Below are 18,866 nucleotides of genomic sequence, written 5' to 3' on the forward strand. Positions count from 1 at the left end.
GGACGGTCAGTGGCGCAGGGCGAGGTCGAGGCCGTCGTCGAGGGGGATCTCGACGCCTGTGTAGCCGTTGCCGGGGGTGCGGACGTAGTCGAGGTAGTCGCGGGTCTCCTCGGGGAACAGGGTGACGTCGTCGGCGACGACGAGGGCGCCCGGGGCGAGTCGGGGTTCGAGCAGGAGCAGCAGCGGCAGGTAGAGCTGGTTCCAGCCGTCGAGGACCAGCAGGTCGATGGGGCCGGGCAGCTCGCGCAGGGTCTCGAACGCGTCCCCCGCCCGGATCTCGACGAACGCGTCCAGGCCGGCCTCGGCGAGGTTCCCGGCCGCCGCCGTCGCCTTCGTGGCCGACAGCTCGGTGGTGATGATCCGACTGGCGCCGTTGTCCCGCGCGGCCGCCGCGAGATGGATCGCGGAGATGCCGTAGGAGGTGCCGAACTCGACGGTCAGCGCCGGCCGGTTCGCGCGGGCGAGCAGGTAGAGCAGCGTGCCGACCTCCCGTGACACCGGCATGTAGACGTCGGCGGCGAGGTCGGCCAGCTCCGCCGGGATGTAGTCCCCGATGGTCCGGTGGGGCCCCACCGTCGACCGGAAGGCGTCCAGGGTGATGGCGTCCTTCTCGGCGGCGGCGAAGGACCGGTCGAGGACCGCGCTGACGGCATCGTCCTGCAGGAAGGTGGGCATGCGGAATCAATCCCTTTCGGAAGGCCGACGGTCTGGGTCGTGCCGCCCTCGTCGGGTTCGGGGGCGTGCTGATCCGGTGCGCGCCGGGATGACGGCTCGCCCTCGATCGGGCGGCCGGTGTGCGGGGGTCCGTGAGTTCTCGGTGTCAGTCCATCCCGCGCTTGCCCGGGGTCCAGAACGGCTGGGTGAGGACGTCCCGGCGGGGCCAGCCGCGGTCGTTGACCAGGTGGTCGCGCACGGCCTGGACGGTGCGCGCCTCGCCGGCGACGTACGCGACGCCCGGTTCGGCGGGCAGGTCGAGCTCGGCGACGGCGGCCGGCAGCAGCGGCGAGCTTGCGGCCGGCGCGCCGTGGCGGTGCACCCACCTCGGGGCCGACGCCCCGGGCAGCGGAATCTCGTCGTCCGGTTCGTCGCATTCGAAGACCGCGAAGGTCTGTGCGGTGTCGGGGAGGCTGCGCAGGATCGCGCCGAGCGGGACGGCGGCCGTGTCGTCCCCGGCGAACAGGTGCAGGGGCGCGCCGGCGCGGGCGACGAGATGCCCGTCCGGCTTCGTGACGATGACGCCGTCGCCGGGCCGGACCGTCCGCGACCAGCTCGCCCCCGGCGACTCGCCGCCGTGGTCGTAGACGGCGAGCTCCAGCCGCCCGGCCGGGTCGTAGTCCCAGACGGAGTAGGTGCGCTTGAGGTCGCGGGGTCCGTGGCGCCACGAGGCGAGGGAGGTCGGGTCGGCGAGGAAGACGGTCACGTTCTGCCCCGGCGTCCAGTCGAGCCCGGCCAGCGGTTCGCCCGCGAGGACGATGCGCCGGGTCCGCCGGGCGAGCGGCTCGACCGCAGCCACCCGCACCCGCAGCAACACCCGGTCCAGCAGGCGGCGGCGCCCCGGCTTCGGCCGGCCCGCGGCGGCGGACGCCCTCGCTGGATCAGACGGCCTCGTTGGATCGGGTGGCCTCGGATCGGATGGCTCGGTGGGCACGGCTGCGGGGGAGTCGGCGGTCACGGCAGCTCCTCGACGGTTTACGTAACATCGCGATAGGTCGTTAGGGCTGAGCGTAGGTCGCCGGCGATCTGCCTTCAAATGCAATTACGGCAATGCGAGGATGCATGCCATGCATTCCGTCGCCGACCTTCCCGCCGCCACCGGACGCGACGGAAGGCCGGCACATCCCGTCGTCCTCCCGGCCGCCACGTCCGGCGAATCCGCCGAGGCTCGCCCGCTCGCCGGCGTTGATCTCAACCTGCTGGTCACCCTGGACGCGCTGCTGGCCGAGCGGAGCGTGAGCGGCGCGGCTCGGCGCCTGCACCTCACCGAACCGGCGGTGAGCCGGGCGTTGGGACGCATCCGCCGGGCCACTGGCGACCCGATCCTCGTGCGCGCCGGCAACCTCATGGTCGCGACCCCGCGGGCCCTGGAGATCCACGCCGAAGTGCATGATCTCGTCCAGCGCGCCCACGGCGTGTTCGCGCCGGTGGGGGCGCCGGACCTCGCCACCCTGGACCGAACCTTCACCATCCTCGGCAGCGACATGCTCGTCGCGACGATCGGTGTCGGCCTGCTCGACCGGGTGGCCCGCCAGGCTCCCCGCGTGCGCCTGCGCTTCCTGCCGGAGCCGACGCCGTCGGCGGACCCTCTGCGTGACGGCACCGCCGACCTGGAGATCGGCCAGATCGACTCCACCGCGCCGGAGATCCGCGTCGAGACCCTCGGTGAGGATTCGGCCATCGCCGTGGTCCGCGCCGGACATCCGCTCACCGAGGGTCCGCTGACCCCGCAGCGCCTCGCGGCCGCCCGCCACGTCGTCGCCTCCCGCCGCGGTCGGCTCCACGGCCCGATCGACGACGCGCTGGCGACCCTCGGTCTACGCCGCGCCGTCGCCGCCTCTGTCCCGTCACACACCGTGGCACTGTCGTTCGTCGCGCAAAGCGATCTTGTCGGTGTGGCGCCGCGGCTACTCGGCCGGGACAGCCTCGCCGCGCTCGGGCTCGTGCCCCTCGACCTCGGCCTGGACCTGCCGAACCTGTCTCTGTGCCTGGCCTGGCATCCCCGCTACGACGCCGACGCCCCCCACCGCTGGCTGCGCGCCCAGGTCCGCGACGTCATCCGCGAATCAATCACTCAGGGTGATTCGTAGATCGTCGCCATCCCCGTGCGTCGTGCCGTCATCGACTCCTGAATTCACTGCGGGATAGGGTTTTCTGGCTCGGTTCTTCGAGTCGGACGCACCGGTAGGGGTTGATGCGGTGAGTGACACTGGACTGCGGGATGCGGGATCCGAGGGATCATCGGCCGGTGCCGGGCACCGGAGCGATCCGGTGGATCTACGTGTCGACCAGCCTCACGTGGCCCGGATGTACGACTACTACCTCGGCGGGAAGGACAACTTCCCGGCCGACCGCGAGGCCGCCGAGCAGGCCATCGCCGCCTTCCCGAACGCGCCGCTCGCCGCCCGCCAGAACCGCGCGTTCCTGGTCAGGGCCGCCCGCTACCTCGCCGCCGAGGTGGGCATCCGGCAGTTTCTCGACGTCGGGACCGGCATCCCGACCTCGCCCAACCTGCACGAGGTCGTGCAGGACATCGCGCCCGACGCTCGGGTGGTCTACGCGGACAACGACCCCATCGTGCTCACGCACGCCCGCGCGCTGCTGACCAGCACGCCCCAGGGCCGGACCGCCTACCTCCACGCCGACCTGCACGATCCGTCGAGCATCCTCGCCTCCGCGGAGTTGCGCTCGACGTTCGACCTGACCAGGCCGGTCGCGCTCTCCCTGGTCGCAATCTTCCACTTCTTCCCCGACGACCACGACCCGCACGGCATCGTGCGCCGCCTCGTGGACGGCCTGCCGTCCGGCAGCCATGTCGTCATCACCCACTCGACCGCCGACTACGACCAGGGGGTCGCGCGGCTCGTCCAGACCTACCTGGACCGCGGCATCCCCGCCGCGGCCCGCAGCCGCGCCGAGGTCGAGTCCCTGTTCGGCGGCCTGGAGCCGGTCGAACCCGGCGTCCAGCCCCTGCACCGCTGGCGCCCCGACGCCGACGTCCCGCCTGAGCTCACCGACGCCCAGGTCAGCGGCTACGGCGGTATCGCCCGCAAGCCGTAGACCCGACGCCCGCGCCGAGGGGTGCACCGCCGGCCATCTCATCACCGTCCACGCCGACCGAGCCGGGCTGCGCCGGGTCGCCCAGATGGATCAACCATCAAACGCGCGGCCGTCAGGCCGTACGTCCGCTCGACGTGACCAGGCTGCCGGCTTCGGTACCCGGGCCTGTCAGGCTCGCGCGGTGGTGGAGGATGTCGTCGTGGAGCCGGCTGAGACGTGGCACCGGGTCGAGGCCGGTGTGCTCGGCGAGCGCCCGCTTGGCCTGTCGGTAGGCATCGAGAGCGCCGGCGACGTCGCCGACGCGGTAGAGCCCGAGCATGAGTTGCTCCCAGGCCCGCTGCCGCAGGGGGTAGTGCTCCAGCAGGACGCGTAGTCGGCTCACGGAGCAACAATGGCCGACATCGCCAACCCGCAGGAGTTCGCGAACACCTACCTGCTCATGTTCACCGAGCGTGACCGAGGCACCGTCGGGCATCGCCCACATGGCCAGCCGGCACGGACGGCACACCGGCCAGCCGGCGAGCCGTGGCGGCAGCGTGTTCACCTGATGGAACGCGCCCCGGATCGTTGCAGCGGATGTTCCGTCAGGAACAGGCGCTCGTTGACCTGGCTCGCGGAGACTTTGGCGGCAGCCACGCTACCGGATCCATCCGAAGCCCTGATTGGTGCCGAGACCGAGGCCCCAGTCGTAGACGGCATCGAGGAGGGCGGGATTCGCGCGGATGCGGACCTCGGCCGTGCTGCCGTGCCGCGGCGCACGTTGCACGAGGAATTTACGGGGCTGGCCGGCGGAGAGGACGTCGACGTCGTTGTCGGCGGGGAGGCCAAGCAGGTCGGCCTTGTGCCGCAGATTATGGCTGAGCCTCTCGGTGAAGTGGGGATGGTCAGGATGAATGTAACGGTCTTCCCATTTGATGAGGACTGGCGTGCGCGTCGAGAACACCGCCTCGCCCGCCTTGTGATCAGGCGCCGGTTCGAGCTGAACGCCGCGGAGGGTGAGCTGCAACGACGCCCAGCGGAGCGTCTGCCGGCCGGCTATTCCGGCCAGCAGCCCGGCGGCGACGCGGGGCACCGGAGAACCGAGCCAGAGCGAGCCGTCCGGCGAGGTGGCGTAGACGCCGCGGCTCTTCCGCGTCGCGCGGAACTGCGGCGACGAGATGCCGAGTGGGCGCAGCGGTGAACCCGCGTAGCCCCGCTCGTGCAGTTCCTCCGCGAGCTCCGGATCCTGACCGCGGATCAGGTCGTAAGCCAACGCCCGCGCCGGAGTGAAAACGTCATCCCATCGCAGGGGCGACCCATCGGCCGCGAGATCGACCCGAAACCTCATGCATCCCCCGATCATGCGTGGACCGTTTAGTCCGGTGGCGACAATCGTGCCGCCCCCTGCACAGCCGGAAAGTGTCGCACAGCCGCAACCGCCACCCGCTGGCGGGGGTCGGCGCAGCGCCACAAGGCGAAGGGGCACCCCACCCGGACTTCACCGCGGCGGGCCGGCCGATGATTCCCGCCTGCGGGCAGGCGCACGGTCCGACCTGCATCTATTCCGACTTCTTTGCTTCAAAGATGAGGTGAGTCCGGCTCCGAATGCGCCCGCGCCATGCGTCGAACCAGACCCTTGCGTTGCCGGAGGCCATGATGCTGTGGCTGCTCCTCCCCGCCGGAGGACGTGACCTGGATCGCGGCGAGCCTCTTGGGCGGATGGGAGGGTCCGTGATGCGGTACTTCTCGACGGGTCACATCCGGTTCGCGGCGCCGCCCTGACGGGGCAGTCCACAGGTCGCGGAGCCCTCACGTCGGGCTACCGGCCTCCCCGGAGATCCTTTTCAGGATCATGCCTCTGACCTGCGGACTTGTATGACCACCGAACCGCTGCAAGATCGCTTTTGCATCCTCGTCCCGGGGGTCCCCGACCTGCACCTTGACCCTGGCATAGCTGATCATCCCTGGAGGGATCGCAACCCCGCACGGCAGAGGGCCTCGTCCTGGCCGCAGGTGGAGTTGCTGATCATCTCTGGAGGATGCCGGCTGCCGGCGGTTCCGCGGAACCGCCGGGGCGCGGTGGGGGCGGTTTTTGTTTGGTCAGCTTGGCCGTGATCTGGTCCACCATCGCCTGTACACGTAGACGACGTCACCGGTGGTGTGGGACCGTGCCGGTCGCCGTCTTGACGTCGTAGGTGCTGCGGATGAGCGCGGTTGCTCCTCGCGGCGGCCGGGGTGACTCGACCGAGACTAGCTTCTTGGCGCCGACGAGGTACTTCTGGAGATCCTTGAAGCGACCGCTGGTGTGTGGTCCGGCGGTAGCGGGTGCTCCGCCCCTGGCTGGACGAGGAGGACCAACACTGGCCACCCCAGCGTGCTCCCTGGGTCCGCGTCGAACAGACGCTGGGCCGGCGTCGAACCGGCGTCGAACCGCACCGGACCGGCGGTCCGCAAGGTCGTCAGGCGGGATCGACCGGTGGGGTGTCCTGGTCCGGGCGCCCCGCTCGACGTCGAGTCCGGTTCCATTCCTCGACCGTCGAGCGCCGCCAGCGTGGCCTGCGCCGGTTGGCTGGTCGATCGGCGTCGGGGTCGTCGGCGGCCGGGGCGTCCCCGCTCGCCACATTGGCCCGCCAGGATGACGGAGTGATCCTGAGGTGATCGGCCACCTCAAGGACGGTCATGAGGGGGTCGGAGTTCATCGACCCATCTTCTTTGCCAAAATGCGGCGCCGCGTCGTGGCGCAGGCCACCCATCCTGGCCAGACAGGTGGCGCAGCGCCCCGTTCTCGGACCGTGAATCCCCGAGATGGAGCTTCACAGCAGGTGAGCGGACCGCGAAGGCGCCGATCCGCCAGATCGTCCGGGAACTCGGCTCCGGCCAGACCGTGACCGAGAACAAGCCAGCCAGGCACGAATGGGCCGTCCTGCCACGCTCCCCACTGCCGGTGGCGCCGGCCGAGTTCCACCGCCCCCGCCAGGATGACGTGCCGGGAACCCGACCCATCGGAGCGTCCCGGCCGCCCTCCAAATCATGGCTCTGGCCTGCGCAGTTGCACTACCGCCGAACCGCTGCAAGATCGCCGGTTTGTGCCCGGTGCGCACCATCCTTGACCTGCACCTTTACTATAAGTTCGCTGATCATCCCTGGAGGGATCGCAACGCGGTCCATGGCGCTGCTGCTCGGCCTGTTTGCCGGTCGCTGATCATCCCTGGAGGGATCGCAACACGCGAAGCGGCCGAAGCCGAAGACCGGGGGTGCCGTCGCTGATCACCCTGGTGGGATCGGGTTGGGCGGGGTGATCAGGCGAGGATGGCTGGCTTGAGGACTTCCTCGCACCACTGGCGGAAGGTGGTGGGGGTGGTGGATGCGGGGGTGCGGGGTTCGGCGTTGTCGAGGCCGTTGGCCTTGGCTGTAAACATGTCGAGCATGGCCTGCGCTATCGCGTCGGACATGCCGTGTTGGATCAGCGTCGCCCTGAAGGCGTCGACGGGGATCTGCTGGTGGCGGATCGGGCGTTCGAGCACCTCGGACATGATTGTCGCCATGTCGTTCTGGGACAGGTCCTCGGGGCCGAGTACCGGGACGTCGTCCTGGCCCGTCCAGGAATCGTCGAGCAGCAGGCGGGCGGCGACGACGGCGATGTCGCGGGTGGCGCAGGTCGGGTGCTTGCGGTCGCCGGACAGCGTCGAGAAGAACATTCCCTGGTTCCTGATCGCCTCGACCTGGTTGAGCATGTTGTCCATGAATCCGGGCATCGCCAGCGACCGGTAGTGCACGCCGGTGCTCGCGATCAGGTCGTCCATCGCCAGGGCCGCCGTCACAAGTCCGGCGTTGCGGCCCAGGGCCACCCCGCGGCCGAGGGCCGAGACGCCGACCACCCGGCTGACCCCCTGCTTCTCGATCGCCTCGCATGCCGGTCGGGTGAAGTCGAGATAGGCGGCGTCGACACTCACGGCCTGGGGGTTCGGGGGAGCCAGCCAGAACACCGCGTCGGCGCCCGCGAACGCCTGGGTGACGACGTCGGCGTCGCTGTGCGAACCCGGCACGACCTCGACGCGTTCGCGGGTGTGCGTGGGCAGGCGGGAGGGGTCGCGCACGATGACGCGGATGGGCTGGTCGCTGGTCAGGAGGGTGTCGAGGAGCTGTCGGCCGATCTGACCGGTGGGGGCGGTGAGGACGATCAAGACGGACTCCAAGGGATTGCGCCCGGACAACGGCGAGGTGCGCGCCGTTGCGCCTGCGGGACGGGAGATGGCCTACTCGGCGACGGCGTGAGCGGGATGTGTGGGCCCGCGCGTCGGCGTCGGCGTCGCTCAGTCAATCCGATACGGCGTCGGAGCTGAAGGACCGACCGGCACCGCATTGATACCGTGCGGATATGAGTGAGCTGGAGGTCCGGCAGCTCCGGTACTTCGTGGCCGTCGCCGAGGAGCTGCACTTCGGGCGTGCGGCCGAGCGGCTGGGCATGGCGCAGCCGCCGCTGTCCCGGGCGATCCGCGACCTGGAACGGCACTTGGGCGTGCGGCTGCTGGAGCGGACGACCCGTCAGGTGGCGCTCACCCCGGCGGGGGAGGTCTTCCTGCACGACGCCCGGACCGCACTCGACGCGGTCACCGCGGCCGCCCGACGGGCCCGGCATGCCGGGCAGCCGACGCCGAGTCTGCGGCTCGCCCTCAAAGCTGATTTCGACGCCGGGTTGCTCCCGCGAATCCTCGCCGCCTTCCAGTGCGAGGACGCGGCCCTCCCCGTGGAGCTGCTGCTCGGCGGCCGTGGCGAGCAGGTGCCCGCCCTGCGCGACGGCCGGGCGGACATCGCGCTGCTGCCCACCCCGTTCGACGACCACGATCTCGACGTCGAGCCGCTGGTGACCGAGCCCCGCCTGCTCGCACTGGCGGCCGACGATCCGCTGGCCGCCCGATCCTCCCTGTGCCTGGCCGACCTCGCCGGCCGATCGCTGCCCGACGGCACACCCGCCGACCGTGACGGCCGTCCGCCCACGACCGCGCGGACCCAGAACGGCCGCGAGCAGTCACCCTCCCCGCCCCGGGGACGGGTCGTTGAGGCCCAGCCGACTCCCCTGGACCTGGCGAAGATCTTCAACCTGATCGAGCTGGGCGGCATCATCATGTTCCTGCCCGTCTCGGTCGCCTCCCGGCACCGCCGGCTCGGCATCGCCTACCGGACCGTCGGCGATCTCCCCCCGTCCACGCTCTCTCTGGCCTGGCCGCAGGACTCCCGCTCGCCAGCCGTCGCCGCCTTCGTCCGCGCGGCCACCGTCGTCGCGGCAGCCGCTCAGCCGGACGCGCAGACGTCCCAGACGGTGGCGATATGACGGCTCCGCCAGGCGGTGACCGTCGCAGGATTGACCGCGCAGACAAGGAGGGCCAGCTCGACGTCGCTCAGGCACTCATCCGGAGCCCTCGAGTTCGCCGCGCAGGAGACGCGGCGGCGGGCCGTGAAATCGTCGGCTTTTGGCGGTAGGCGCTGGACGAGTACCTCCGGCACCCACTGTGATGACGCATCCGAGCGAGCCGGGCACTTCCCGAGTGCTTCAGGATGCCCGCTCCGGATCATGGCTCTGACCTGCGCAGTTGCATTACCGCCGGACCGCTGCAAGATCGCCGTTCAGCACCCGGTCCGCACCGCCCTTGACCTGCACCTTTACTATGGGGTCGCTGATCATCCCTGGAGGGATTGCAACGCCGCCTGGACCGCCGCGGTCAGCGTGGCGTACGGGTCCCTGATCGTCCCTGGAGGGGGTGCGACGGGGTGGCGTGCCAGCGTCCGACGGTCTGGCGCGCCGCGGCTGTCCTTCATGGAGGGACTGCCGGCTCGAGCGGGTTCGGGTCAGCCGGCGGGGGAGATGGACTGGATGTTGGCGATGGCGAATTCGCGGTCGTCGTTGCGGAGGTGGCACCAGGCGTCCAGCCAGCGGCCGAACATGGCGTTGATGGTGATGCGGCGGACGGTGCGCTTGCCGTTCTTGTCGCGATACGTGATCACCACGTCGCCGCGGGACTCGACGGCCTCGGCGAGCAGGGCGAGTTCGCTGTCGTTGAGGCGGTCGTTGAGGCCGGCGAGCTCGCGGACCAGGGGGCTCGGCGGGGGCACGCCCTCGTCGGCGTCGGTGAGCAGGCGCGCGACGAGCTCCTCCGGCGTCACCCGCCGGGGCGCGCCGTCGGCGGCTCGGGTCCGGCCGCTACCGGCGGAAGCTGGGGAGGTACCCGAAGGATCGGACCGACGGTCCCGGGAGCCGCCGGGGGAGGCTGCGGACGGGGTGCGGCCGGGCGACGCCGTCGAGGACCGTCGACCAGAGGCGGATTTCTGGCGGCGCGGCGGAGGTCCTGCCGGCGCGCGGCCGGACGACGGGACGATGACGGTGCCGGTGGCGTCCTCGGCGACGGGGTAGAAGCCGGCGCGGCGCAGTTCGGCGAGGACGGTGTCCGGGTTCTCGGGGCTGGACAGGACGGTGGGGGCGAGCCGGGCCAGGGAGAGTTTGGCGAGGACGCGGGTGTGCAGCAGCTCGGTGGTCGTCGGCTCGTCGCCGAGGACGGCGCTGCGCAGGCCGCGGACCCGGACGTGACCGTGGCGGCGGGCGACGTCGGCGACGAGGTATTCCAGGGCCTGGGGCAGCGTGTGGTCGGCCATGGCGCGCAGTTCGTCGAGTAGCTCGTCGGCGGACCAGCCGGCATCCAACGCCGCGCGGACGGACGCGGGGGTGAACCGCCAGGTCCCGGCGGCGCCGCGGGATTCGGGTTCGGCGGTGGCGCGCAGCACCTGGGCCATCGCCGCGGTCGGTGGGCCGGAGACGACGGCGGTGAGGTCGGACTGGAGGATCAGGCTGGGCCTGGACTCGGGCAGCAGCTTGGCGCAGCGGTCGCCGAGGGCCGTCGCAGCCGTGGTGATCGCCGCGGTGAGGGCGCGGTAGGACGGGAAGGCTGCGGCGGGGCCGGCGAGGTCGGCCAGGTCGGCGGTGCTGGTCCGCAGCGCCTCACCCAGACCGGACAGGACGTCCAGCGCCACGACGCCGAGCAGCTCGGCCTCGCGGATCGTCGCCGCCATCACGGCCGTCCGCAGGGGGTCGGGGTATCCGTCCAGCGGGAAGAACCAGTCGATGTTCTCGGCGGTCAGCCGCACCGACCGGCCGTCGGCGGCGGCGCGCAGCAGGGTCCCCCGCAGCAGGCCGGCGTCGGATTCGATGGGCAGCGGCGGGGCGATGTCCCGCTCGTCGTCGAGCTCGCGGCCCGACGGGGCGTGCTCCTGGACGTACCAGGCCAGCGCGAGCGAGGCCCACTGCCGGCTCGGCGTGGCCTCCCGCCAGGCGGTGAACTCCGGTCCCGGCACATAGCCGGCCGCGTCGGGGATCAGCAGGCCCGCCGTCGCGGTCAGATCGATCCACACCGGCAGGTCCGCCGGCGGCAGCGACAACCGCTTGGCCAGCCGCAGCCGTTCCCGCCCGCCGATCCCGCCGCGCTTGAGCGCCGCGATCGGCACGGCCGCCGCCTCGTCGAGCAGGGCCGCAACGTTACGGACGGTGTCCTGCGCCGCCGCCTGCGCACTCGACTGCACCCCGGCCGGGTCGACCGACGGGCGGGGGATGTCCGGCGGGCCGGTCAGCGTGCGCCGGTGCTCGGAGATCCAGGCGGCGATGACAACCTCGCGAGGCAGCTCCGCCAGGCCCCGGACCGGCAGCATCAGGCCGGCGCGGATCAGAGCCCGCACGGCGGACGGTCCGACGTGCTGCTCACGCTCGGCCAGCACGACGACGAACGGGAGGTCGTCGTCCTCGTCGACCGCCGACCACAGGTCCGTCAGCAGCTCCCGCGCCGGCGCCGGGAGCTCGGCGACGAGGACCGCCACCCGCGCGGGATCGGCCAGCAGACGGGCGAACAGCGTGACGAGCTCGGGCTTGCGCAGCCCGGTCGGGTCCTCACCGAGCGCACGCACTGCCGTCCGCACGTCCTCGACGAGCGCGGCGCTGGCAAGCTGCGCCGCGGTGTCGATCTCGGTGAAAGGTTCCGACCAGTGGTGCTGCAGCGGCGACAGGAGGCGGATGACCGGCTCGCCGGGGTTGCTTTCGCCGGGGGTGCTCTCCCCGCCTTCGGTGCCGGCCGCCGGCGCCGGGGCGGGCCAGGCCAGGCCGCGGACGAACAGACCGTCCACCACGGCGCGCATGGCGTCGCGGGGCACGTCCAGCAGTCCCGCGAGGCGGTCGACGGTCACCGGGCCCGGCAGCAGGGCGACCGCCACGCCCACCTGCAGACTGTCCCGGTCAAGCTCGGTGAGCGCCCGGCTCAACGAGCGGGCGTCGGCCAGCCGCTGGGCGAGTTGGTCGAAACCAAGAGGCAGTGGCTCGACCAGTACGTCGGGGCGGGCGCGCAGCACGGCACCCAGCTCCACCGGGTCGAGACCGGCGAGATGCGTGGCGAAGGAGGGCGTGGAGGACATCGGGACCATTGTGACCGCCGGGCCTGCCGAGCCCGCCGCCAGTCGGCAAGCGTTCACACAGGGACAACAGCGCTCGCAGAGAGAGCAGGACGAGCCCGGCGAAGTGGTCGCCGTATCGCCGAGGTCGTGACGCGGACGAACCGCCGGACGGCGCCTCACCGTCACCGCTCGGGATGCCTACTACCGAGGGTGATCGCCGGGTGGCGGGCTACGGATGGTGGTTCGGGGTCCGGCCAGGTGAGATCGGCCAGTTCGGCGATCTCGGCGGAGGGAATGCCGTAGTCGGAGCTCATGGACGGACGTCTCCGAACCGGCGGTGGCGGTGGCAGCGGTGAGCGGTGGCGGCGGTAAGTGGCGGCGGCGGGCGCAGCCGCCGAGCGTAGCCGCCGGTGGGTCCGCGCCCCACCGATCCGCACCGCGGTGCCGGGCCGGCCGCCGAACGCCGTTCGGTCGCCGCCATCGTCGCGGACGGATCGGGCCCGTGCGGCGTCCACCGCACGGGCCCGGCCGTCGTCCCGTCCCTGACTCAGGCGAATGTTCCGCGGAACAGGAGGGCTATTCCGCGTCGGGCAGGTTGGCGAGCGGGAGCTCCAGGTAGGAGGCGGCGCCGTCCGGGGAGGCGAGCTCGACCTGGCTGCCGTCGACGGTGGCGTCGGCGAACAGGCGGTCCTTCGTGTCGATCACGAGGGCGAGCTGGTGGCCGGCGGCGATGCGGTAGTCCGCGGGCTGTAGTTGGACGTCGATCGCGCGGGCCTCGCCCTCCCGCTCGTTGAGCAGCGTGTACGGTGCGCTGGTGATGATCTTGCCCTTGGCGCGGCCCGGATCCACGTCGAACAGGTGGGTCACGATCGTCGCCGTCGCCGCCGACGGGCGGACCGTCAGGTGCAGCCGGACGTTGCCGGTGAGCTGGCTCTGCTGCACCAGCGGCTCGGTCACCCAGACGGCCGCGTCCCGCCGCGAGATCGACGCCGTGTCGTAGATCGCGGGGGCGCCGAGCCGCTCCAGGACGCCGGTCTGGACGAGCTGCTCGGCGACGTGCGCGGGGGTGTCCACGCCCGCCTGGATGGTCGTCGTCCATCCGGTGGCCGGCCGGGACGCCAGGGCGCCGTCGGTGGAGCCGTTGCGCGGCTGGTCGAGGTAGAACCGCCGGGTCGGCTGGACGTACGACTGCCAGTCGTTGGACTTACGCAGGTCGAACAGGTTGTGCATGTACTCGGTGTGGACGTTGCCGTCCTGGCCGACGCCGTTGTCCTTGCCCCGAAGGTGATGGTCCAGCCAGCGGAAGGACGTCGCGGTCGGCCGGCTCCAGCCCCCGAGGAAACCCAGGATCTCGTCTCCGCCGTGGTCGCCGATCTGCACCAGCAGCCGGCGGGGGCCGGTGAGCTGGTTGAAGAACTCGACGACGGCCGGCACAGAGAAGATCGTCTCGTGCCAGTACGTGCCGAGGAAGATCGGCACCTGCCGGGAGTTGAGCCGCTCGACGTAGCTGATCGGCGACCGGATGGCCCCGAAGTCCAGCAGGTTCTTGATGTTCTTGTTGGCGCGGAAGTCCTCGAAGATCTGCCGCGTCTCGTCGGACAGGCGGTCCTCACCGAACAGCGCCGCGAGGGCCTCGAAGGCGGCGATGTGCCGGGTCTCGTTCTCGTACAGCGAGCGGGTGAGATCCGCCCACGCGCTCTGCGCGCCGACGGCCTTCACCCGGTCGTCGTGCGCGGCGATGATCAGGCTCTGGCCGGCGCCGTAGGACGATCCGACGAACGCGATCTGGTCCGGGTTCACCCGATCGGCGTGGTTCTCCAGGATCCAGTCGATGACGGCGGAGCCGTCCGCCCGGTCCCGCGGCCCGGCGACGTCGATCTTCCCGGTGGATTCGGCGAGACCCCGCTCGCTGTACGAGACGGCCAGATATCCCCGGATCGCGAAGTTCACGAGCAGCCCGGGGTAGGAACGCCATCCGGTGGGGGCCAGTGGCGCCGGCAGGACGACGACCGGGTGCGGACCGGCACCGAGCGGGACGAACACGCCCGCGTCGAGCTGGACGTCCGGGTCCGCGCCGGGAATCCGGACGGACGCGAACGTTCCCGCGCCCTGAAGTTGCTGGAACTTGCCGGCGGTCGCGGACGGAAGCTCCCGGAAGTCACCGCGGTCCAGGTTCTCCAACGCCCGGATCTGGGCGTCGAGCAGGGATCGGTCCTGGGGGGCGAAATCGAAGACTGTCGTTCGCTGGGGGCTGGTGGCCACTCGTGGAGTCTCCTTGCCGAAAGTCGGAGCAGAACAGGGCCGATCGCCGGGCGGCGTCAGGCCGTGAGGTGAGGTGGCGGGATTACCCCGTTTTCCGCGAACGGCGGTCCGTAAACCACCGCCCGGTTCGTCGCCGACCCGCGAGGCCGCGGCGATGACGGTTTCCGGTCACAGGCCCGAAGCGTAGGGCCGGCCGCGACCGCTGCCGCTGAAGCGGACACTTGATGCGTGGCGTTCGGCGACGCGGTGTTGGTCCGTCTTCGGCCCGGCCGCCGCCGGATCGGCCCTTTTGGCAGCGGCTGCCGGCGCTTCGCGTATCCCGTATCCGCCGGTGTGGGAGGGCGGATGCGGGGATGGCCGTCAAGGGTCGGTCCTGGCGCTGATATCGTCTTCCGGGTGCTGATATGGCTCAACGGACCCAATGGCATCGGTAAGACGCAGGTGGCCTACGAGCTGCACCGTGGGTTGGCCGGCTCCTTTGTCTGCGACCCGGAGCACCTCGGTTTCGCGCTGCGCCGGATGCTGCCCGCGCCGCTGCGCGGCGACTTTCGCGACATGCCCCTGTGGCGGGACGGCGTCGTCGAGATGCTCGGTACTGTGCTCGATGCCGGCGACGGGCCGGTCGTCGTGCCGATGACGGTGCTGGACCCCGGCCTGCTGGCCGCGTTTGTCGACCCGCTGCGCGCCGCCGGCCACGAGGTGCGGCACGTGACGCTGCTCGCCGACCGAGCCGTCCTGCTGCGGCGCATCCGCTCGCGCGGGGAGACCGCCCGCAGCTACGCCGCGACCCAGGCCGACCGTTCCCTTGCCGCGCTCCGGGCTCCGGAATTCGCCCGCCACCTGCTCACCGACGGCCTGCCGATCGGCGCCGTCGCCGCGAACATCGCCGCCGACGCCGGCCTGGCGTTCACCCCCGACCCCGCCGGCCCGGTCCGCCGCCAGGCCCGCCGCCTCGGCGTGCAACTCCGCCACATCCGCTTCGACGAACTCGTCGGCCTACCCCGCTGACGGTTCGGCTCTTGCTGGTGGTCCAACCCTCGCTCGTCGTCCGGCCCTCGCCGACGGTTCCGCGGAACCGCTCGACGGCCTACCCGACGACGGTTCCGCGGAACCGCTCACCCGTCGGCGCCGGGCCGGCTCCGGGAGTTGAGGAACGCCGCATAGTCGTCCAGCAGCTCCTCGAACTCCGCAACCGTGAAATACACCGACTCCCACTGTTCATACAGCGACTCCAACAGCACCCGATCCCCCTCGATCTCCTGCACGGTGCCGTTCCCCAGCGCAGCGTTCAGCTCGCCCGCACGAACTTTCTGCCATCGTCGGAAATACCTTGCGATGTCCGGCGGGTTTGGGCCGACATCGCTTTCCAGGAAGTCGAGGACGGCAGCTTGGGTGTTCCGGTCGAGCGGTGGCGCGGCTATCTCCAGGTTCTGATCTTCGTCGCGCCGGAACGTCCATCTGCTCATCGAGGCTCCCCTGGGTCGGCCTTCTGGATCGGGAATGCAGTCCTGAGTTCTCCGCCTGGGCTGATGTAGAGCTGTATCAGCACGCCATCGTAGCTGTTTCGCAGCGCCTTCTTGGGAAGTTCATCATTATTTCTCAGTCTCGGCTCGATGACGTCTTCGTAGATCTTCTCGTAGGTTGTCTGCACGGCATCGCGCACTTTCTGCTCCGACCACTGGTTCGGGAACATGGTGTGCTCCGGAACATCCTTCCTCTTCCATTCTCGGGTGGTCGGATGGCGAAACTCGACGTCGGCATGGTAGGTGCCGTCCGGCTTCCTGTCTTCCACCGAGGTGATGCGGCGGTCGGGTGGGGGATGGCCGTCGGGGGCGCTGTGGAAGCCGACTGGTCGGCCGCGCCTGTTCCATTCGCCGTGCAGGATGTGCTGGAACACCTTCTCGCTGATCTCGGGCCGGGCGGGTGCGTCCGTGGGGCGGGTCGGCGGTCGGTCTGGCAATCGAGACGGCGGGTCCCGCGGGGACGGGGCGTGCGCGGTCTCGGCAGGCGGGCGTTGTTCGGCGTTCGGGACAGCCTCGGGCCGGGGCGAGCGGTTTGTGGCGCGGCTGTCGAGCAGGGCCGCCTTGCGTTCGGGATCGGTGGCGGCGCGGGGAGCGTCGGAGGACGGCCTGCCGGATTCGTCGGGGGCGGTCCGATCCATGCCGGCGGCGCGGGCTTCGAGTAACGCCGCCTTGCGCTCGGCCGAGGTGACGGCAGGTGCTGGCCGGTCGTGGGCGGAGACCTCGGCGGCGCGGCGGTCGAGGAGCGCGGCCTTGCGTTCCACTCCCTCGCGAGGGGTGGCGGTGGGCCGGTCGGATTGGGGCGGTAGAGCGTCGGCGGCGGGTTGACGTGTGTCGGGCCGGGACGGCCGGGCATCCCCGCCGGATACGCCGGCCGGGCGCGGGTTGTCGAACTCGGCCACGGGTCAGTCCCGCCGTCCGCGTCCGGCCCGGTCTGGCTGCCGGCGGCGCGAGGGACTGATCGCTTCCTCCCGGCCGCTCTGCGAATGCACCCACGGCGGACGATATCGCACGCAGCGCGACCATGAGGTGACGATCCGGCGAAGCGGGGTGGGTCGAACGGGTCAGGCTTGTGCTGCGGCCGGGGACGCGGAGTTCCGTGCCTCGAGATGCTCGGTGATTGCGCGCATCGCGGCGACGAGCGTGGCCCGGACGGCCTCGTCGGACACGGTCCCGTCGGCGGCGACGGCATCGCGGTCCACCGGAATCGCCACGCACGCCGCCTCGATCACCTCGACGGTGACGTAGCCCAGCACGGTGGCGAGCTCTGCCAGTGCGCCGAGGCCGCGGCCCGGGGCGGCGACGTTGATCCAGGCGGTGGGCTTGCCGTAGAGATCGCCGGTGCCGACCGTCCAGTCGAGCAGGTTCTTCAGGCTGCCGGGCAGCGCGCCCGCGTACTCCGGCGTGCAGAACAGCACCGCGTCGGCCGCGGCGAGCTGGGCCCGCAACGCGGCGACCGCGGGCGGCGGCGCGGAGTCGTCGGCATCCGGGGTGAACGCCGGCAGCTCCGCCAGCCCGTCGTAGAGGACGGTCGCCACCCCGTCGGGCGACAGCGCGGCGGCGGTGCGCAGCGCAGCCGTGTTCGTCGACGCCCCACGGGTGCTGCCCGAGATCAGAAGAAGCCTTGTTGCTGCCATGGGACCATCCTTGCTGCCCATCGCCTTCGTCAGAGCGGAGTGTCAGGGCGATGACCGGTCGGCCGGGACAGCGGCGGAAGCGGGCCCCAGGTCTCGGCCGGCAACCGGACCAGCCGACCACCACGCGGCACCAGACAGCCCAACCACCGCCACGCTTCCTCCGACGCGCCGAGCAGCTCGTCCCCGTCCGCCGACCAGACCGCCAGCTCGCCGTCCGGGAGCTGCTCGAGCCGCCAGCCGATCGGTCGGCCGGTGATGGCGTCCCAGATCCGAGCGGTGCCATCGTCGCTGGTGGTGAGGATGCGGGTGTTGTCGGGGCTCCATGCCCCGCCGGTCACATTGCCCGATCTTCCGGGGTGCCAATGATGACTTATTTGTTAATGGGCGCCCGATTTGCCTAGTTCGGGCAAGTCGCAAAGCGAGGGCGCCTCACATGCTGGAAGGTGCATTGGCTTCGGGCGGAGCGGCATCAGCTTCGGTCGGCGCGCCGGTGGGGAGGGTCCCCGCGGCGGTCGGTTCCTTGATCGAGACGCCGCTGATGCCCAATGTGCGCATCGTATCGACCAAACTGGTGAGGCGCTCGACGGCCTGGGCGGGGGTGAGGCCGCCGCGGTGGATGTTGGACAGGAGGTTGCGGTCGGCGTCGGTCTGGCCTGAGCGGGGGCGGTGGGCCAGGTAGGCGGAGAGGCTCTCGGCGGTGGCGAGGCCGGGGCGTTCGCCGATCAGCAGGACGATCACCGTGGGGTGCAGCAGGTCGCCGATGTCGTTCATGATGCCGACGCGGCACTGGCGCACCGCGAACGGCTGGCCGGTGGACCAGCCGGCCGCGGCCGCCGCGGTGAGCAGCGCGGGCAGCAGCGCCGGGACCTGGGCGTCCACCGCCGCCGCGGACAGGCCGTCGCCGATCACGATCTGCAGGTCCGCGCCGGGCGGGCAGCGGGCGGCGACCTGCGCGCGGCCGGCGTCGGACAGCCGCCGGCCCAGGTCTGGCCGGCGCAGGTACTGGGCCCGGTCGGCGGCGGCCGAGCGGACGGCGAACAGGCCGAACCGCTCGGTCGTCGCGGCCAGTGCGGCCCCGGCGAGGTCCAGTTCGGCGTCGACGGCGTCGCGGGCCGCCGCGTGGTCGGCCCGCAGCGTCAGCAGGTTCGCCGTCCGGTAGGAGGTTCCGGTCCGGCCGACGAACACCCGTGCCGGCGTCACCGCCCGGACCCGCTCGGCCAGCGCCGCCAGATCCACCGGCACCACCGCGGGCTCCCGATCCGGACTG

At 71.4% G+C, this 18,866-nt stretch carries 18 protein-coding genes; 4 read left to right on the forward strand and 14 right to left on the reverse strand.

The features are described 5' to 3' along the window. Positions 1 to 6: 6 nt before the first annotated feature. Positions 7 to 675, reverse strand: a complete 669-nt coding sequence (locus AC5R91_RS25910) for an O-methyltransferase (protein WP_495393899.1) — start codon at positions 673 to 675, stop codon at positions 7 to 9. 145 nt (positions 676 to 820) lie between these two features. Beyond that, positions 821 to 1,531, reverse strand: a complete 711-nt coding sequence (locus AC5R91_RS25915; protein ID WP_495398062.1) for a siderophore-interacting protein — start codon at positions 1,529 to 1,531, stop codon at positions 821 to 823. A gap of 250 nt (positions 1,532 to 1,781) precedes the next feature. Between AC5R91_RS25915 and AC5R91_RS25920 the strand changes: the two genes are divergently transcribed. Continuing rightward, positions 1,782 to 2,804 (forward strand): LysR family transcriptional regulator, encoded by a 1,023-nt coding sequence (locus AC5R91_RS25920; protein WP_495393900.1) that lies wholly within the window; start codon positions 1,782 to 1,784, stop codon positions 2,802 to 2,804. Positions 2,805 to 2,928: 124 nt separating this feature from the next. Next, positions 2,929 to 3,774 carry an SAM-dependent methyltransferase gene (locus tag AC5R91_RS25925; RefSeq protein WP_495398063.1) on the forward strand — a complete coding sequence of 282 codons (846 nt, stop codon included), beginning with the start codon at positions 2,929 to 2,931 and terminating at the stop codon, positions 3,772 to 3,774. Between the two features lie 112 nt (positions 3,775 to 3,886). Here the strand turns inward: AC5R91_RS25925 and AC5R91_RS25930 are convergent, their stop codons facing one another. The 4 genes from AC5R91_RS25930 to AC5R91_RS25945 all read right to left on the reverse strand — a co-directional run bounded on the left by AC5R91_RS25930 (position 3,887) and on the right by AC5R91_RS25945 (position 7,937). Beyond that, complete coding sequence (locus AC5R91_RS25930) at positions 3,887 to 4,258, reverse strand: AfsR/SARP family transcriptional regulator (RefSeq protein WP_495398064.1); 372 nt, start codon at positions 4,256 to 4,258, stop codon at positions 3,887 to 3,889. Positions 4,259 to 4,411: 153 nt separating this feature from the next. Continuing rightward, positions 4,412 to 5,101, reverse strand: coding sequence for a CRISPR-associated endoribonuclease Cas6 (gene cas6, locus AC5R91_RS25935; protein WP_495393901.1), 690 nt, complete (start codon positions 5,099 to 5,101; stop codon positions 4,412 to 4,414). A 1,111-nt stretch (positions 5,102 to 6,212) separates the two neighbouring features. Beyond that, positions 6,213 to 6,452: a hypothetical protein gene (locus AC5R91_RS25940; protein ID WP_495393902.1), complete on the reverse strand. Its 240-nt coding sequence runs from the start codon at positions 6,450 to 6,452 to the stop codon at positions 6,213 to 6,215. A gap of 600 nt (positions 6,453 to 7,052) precedes the next feature. Then, complete coding sequence (locus AC5R91_RS25945; protein WP_495393903.1) at positions 7,053 to 7,937, reverse strand: NAD(P)H-binding protein; 885 nt, start codon at positions 7,935 to 7,937, stop codon at positions 7,053 to 7,055. Between the two features lie 194 nt (positions 7,938 to 8,131). Between AC5R91_RS25945 and AC5R91_RS25950 the strand changes: the two genes are divergently transcribed. Next, a complete protein-coding gene (locus tag AC5R91_RS25950) occupies positions 8,132 to 9,085 on the forward strand; it encodes a LysR family transcriptional regulator (RefSeq protein ID WP_495393904.1) in 954 nt (317 codons plus the stop codon). Positions 9,086 to 9,600: 515 nt separating this feature from the next. Here AC5R91_RS25950 and AC5R91_RS25955 read toward each other — a convergent pair. The 3 genes from AC5R91_RS25955 to AC5R91_RS25965 form a co-directional block, all read right to left on the reverse strand. After that, the gene (locus AC5R91_RS25955) at positions 9,601 to 12,201 is read right to left on the reverse strand and encodes a helicase-associated domain-containing protein (RefSeq protein WP_495393905.1); all 2,601 of its coding nucleotides are present in this window, start codon (positions 12,199 to 12,201) and stop codon (positions 9,601 to 9,603) included. A 161-nt stretch (positions 12,202 to 12,362) separates the two neighbouring features. Then, positions 12,363 to 12,494: a hypothetical protein gene (locus tag AC5R91_RS25960; RefSeq protein ID WP_495393906.1), complete on the reverse strand. Its 132-nt coding sequence runs from the start codon at positions 12,492 to 12,494 to the stop codon at positions 12,363 to 12,365. 262 nt (positions 12,495 to 12,756) lie between these two features. Next, a complete protein-coding gene (locus AC5R91_RS25965; RefSeq protein WP_495393907.1) occupies positions 12,757 to 14,442 on the reverse strand; it encodes a CocE/NonD family hydrolase in 1,686 nt (561 codons plus the stop codon). A gap of 345 nt (positions 14,443 to 14,787) precedes the next feature. Between AC5R91_RS25965 and AC5R91_RS25970 the strand changes: the two genes are divergently transcribed. Then, entirely contained in the window at positions 14,788 to 15,450 is a 663-nt protein-coding gene (locus tag AC5R91_RS25970; RefSeq protein ID WP_495393908.1) for an AAA family ATPase, read from the forward strand. A 107-nt stretch (positions 15,451 to 15,557) separates the two neighbouring features. On the opposite strand, the gene AC5R91_RS25975 is transcribed toward AC5R91_RS25970, so the two are convergent. From AC5R91_RS25975 to eutC, 5 genes are all read right to left on the reverse strand, one after another. Continuing rightward, positions 15,558 to 15,908 (reverse strand): hypothetical protein, encoded by a 351-nt coding sequence (locus AC5R91_RS25975; protein WP_495393909.1) that lies wholly within the window; start codon positions 15,906 to 15,908, stop codon positions 15,558 to 15,560. Then, on the reverse strand, positions 15,905 to 16,726 hold the full coding sequence (locus AC5R91_RS25980; protein WP_495393910.1) for an EndoU domain-containing protein: 822 nt from the start codon (positions 16,724 to 16,726) through the stop codon (positions 15,905 to 15,907). Before AC5R91_RS25980 ends, AC5R91_RS25975 begins: the two co-directional genes overlap by 4 nt. Positions 16,727 to 17,026: 300 nt before the next feature. After that, positions 17,027 to 17,599, reverse strand: a complete 573-nt coding sequence (locus AC5R91_RS25985) for an NADPH-dependent FMN reductase (RefSeq protein WP_495393911.1) — start codon at positions 17,597 to 17,599, stop codon at positions 17,027 to 17,029. Positions 17,600 to 17,628: 29 nt separating this feature from the next. Next, complete coding sequence (locus AC5R91_RS25990) at positions 17,629 to 17,937, reverse strand: hypothetical protein (protein ID WP_495393912.1); 309 nt, start codon at positions 17,935 to 17,937, stop codon at positions 17,629 to 17,631. Between the two features lie 91 nt (positions 17,938 to 18,028). Continuing rightward, a complete protein-coding gene (eutC, locus tag AC5R91_RS25995) occupies positions 18,029 to 18,844 on the reverse strand; it encodes an ethanolamine ammonia-lyase subunit EutC (RefSeq protein ID WP_495393913.1) in 816 nt (271 codons plus the stop codon). Positions 18,845 to 18,866: the final 22 nt, after the last annotated feature.

It is taken from the genome of Frankia sp. BMG5.60, assembly GCF_059428125.1.